Origin of the sequence: Ohtaekwangia sp. (assembly GCF_036786105.1) — a bacterium.
Lineage (GTDB): Bacteria > Bacteroidota > Bacteroidia > Cytophagales > Cyclobacteriaceae > Ohtaekwangia.
In genome coordinates this window covers 1-2,342 of sequence record NZ_DAIQRQ010000071.1, presented here as the reverse complement: position 1 = coordinate 2,342, position 2,342 = coordinate 1, and the positions used below count along the sequence as shown (strand labels likewise).

The window sequence follows — 2,342 nt, the reverse complement described above, 5'->3', positions numbered from 1 at the left end:
GGAGAGGGATTTAGGGTGAGGCTAACTATGTCTGTATAACCCCCACATTGAATTTCTCTACCGGGGCATGATTCGCAGCTTCTATACCCATGGATATAACTTTGCGCGTTTCGATCGGGTCGATCACATCATCTACCCACAGGCGTGACGCGGCATAGTAGGGACTGAGCTGGTCGTTATAGCGATCGGTAATTTCTTTGAGCAACGCTTCTTCCTCTTCCTTGCTAATCGTTTTGCCTTGTGCTTTTAATGTGCTCACGCGAATCTGTAATAATGTTTTCGCTGCAGAGGCACCACTCATTACAGCGATTTGTGCGGTAGGCCATGCAACGATCAACCGCGGATCGTATGCTTTGCCACACATCGCATAATTACCGGCTCCGTACGAGTTACCCATGATAATGGTAAATTTAGGCACAGTAGAATTGGCCATGGCGTTCACCATCTTGGCGCCATCTTTAATAATGCCGCCATGTTCGGCTTTACTGCCTACCATAAAACCGCTTACATCCTGCAGAAATACCAGCGGAATTTTTCGCTGATTACAATTCATGATAAAGCGTGCTGCTTTATCGGCTGAATCCGAGTATATAACACCGCCCATTTGCATTTCGCCTTTTTTGGTCTTTACCACTTTGCGTTGGTTGGCAATGATGCCTACGGCCCACCCATCGATGCGAGCCGTGCCGCACACCAGGCTCTTGCCATAGAGCGCTTTGTATTCATCGAACTCAGAGTCATCGACCAATCGCCTGATGATCTCTACAGTATCGTAAGGCTTCACACGGTCGATCGGCATCAGGCCATATAGCTCTTGCGGATCAAGTGCTGGTGCTTTGGGCTTTATGCGATCGAAGCCTGCTTTTTCGAAGACTCCGAACTTATCAAACAACGAACGTATATATTCGAGACACGCCTGATCACTTGGAAATTTATTATCGGTAACACCCGATATCTCGCAATGTGTTGTAGCACCGCCCAGTGTTTCGTTATCGATATCTTCACCAATAGCAGCTTTTACGAGGTAGGAACCCGCGAGAAAGATTGATCCCGTTTTATCAACGATCATCGCTTCATCTGACATGATGGGTAAATAGGCTCCGCCGGCAACACAGCTTCCCATAATGGCGGCTATTTGAATTATACCCATCGCCGACATCTTAGCGTTGTTCCTAAATTGCCGTCCGAAATGTTCTTTGTCAGGAAAGATCTCGTCTTGCATAGGCAGAAATACACCGGCGCTATCGACAAGGTACACCACGGGTAAATGATTCTCCATGGCGATTTCCTGTGCGCGAAGATTTTTCTTGGCGGTGATGGGGAACCATGCGCCCGCTTTAACAGTAGCATCGTTTGCTACTACCATGCACAGTCTTCCTTTTATATACCCGAGGCCGGCAACAACACCTCCGGAAGGGCAACCGCCTTGTTCTTTATACATGCCATCACCGGCGAATAAACCGATCTCCAGAAATTCTGATTTCTCATCGAGTAAATATTCAATGCGTTCGCGTGCTGTAAGTTTACCACGCTGGTGCTGCTCTTCAATTTTCTTTTCGCCACCGCCCAGCCGGGTCTTCTTCGCTTTTGATTGAAGTTGAAAAACGAGTTGCTTAAACTGATCTTCATTCTTGTTAAATTCCAGATCGGTCGCCATGGATTTTGATTGGTTGTATGATGGAGGAAAGATTGAAAGATTGGCTAAGATAGTCAATAGGGAAGCGTTATTCGTTAACCCGTTACATGTTAATCGTTATTACGAAAACCACGCAAGGTTACAAAAAGCCCAAAATATGCCACAAATTCCAGCCTTCCTTGTGCTGAGAATGTTGACCATAGTAAGGGGTATTGTCGCTTTATAAGGGTTTTTTGTGTCATTAGGAATAAAAGGGGCTTTTATGGTACGAATGGGGCTAAGTACTTTAAATATAAATACCTTACTGCAAACTGAAGAGTATAATTACAGTTACCAGTATAGGTATTAACCGCTTTTTTGTTAACGTCATGATGGTTGATTCAATTGGGTATTTAAATGCGGAGGCGAATGGTGAGAATATTTGATTTTGTCAAAGAATTGTATGCTTAGTAAGCCACTTTTACTTCCTCCGAAATCAACGCCCTTACTCCCTTACTATATACAGGCTGGATTTTATAGATATACGTATTGTTCGGTGAAATCATCCTATCGACAAACGACTCTACATTGCCATCCAGTGTTGCCAGAATCTTGATCGACCCGTCATTGACTTTACGATAGACGATACATTTAACAGCCGGTTGATCATTCTTCCATTGAAGTATAATCTCCTTATTCTGGCGATCTACAGAATCTTCAATGCCGG

General features: G+C 44.6%; 2 protein-coding genes. Both read right to left on the bottom strand.

Features of this window, described 5'->3' with window-relative positions; all coding sequences use genetic code 11:
• Positions 1-25: 25 nt before the first annotated feature.
• Positions 26-1,657 carry an acyl-CoA carboxylase subunit beta gene (locus V7Q33_RS20470; protein WP_331975038.1) on the bottom strand — a complete coding sequence of 544 codons (1,632 nt, stop codon included), beginning with the start codon at positions 1,655-1,657 and terminating at the stop codon, positions 26-28.
• Between the two features lie 425 nt (positions 1,658-2,082).
• A partial coding sequence (locus V7Q33_RS20465; RefSeq protein WP_333821087.1) for a hypothetical protein occupies positions 2,083-2,342 on the bottom strand: 260 nt, incomplete at its 5' end.

What these genes read in the sequence shown, in the direction of transcription:
- V7Q33_RS20470 (WP_331975038.1), bottom strand. Translation starts at nt 1,657, where the DNA reads ATGGCGACCGATCTGGAATTTAACAAGAATGAAGATCAGTTTAAGCAA.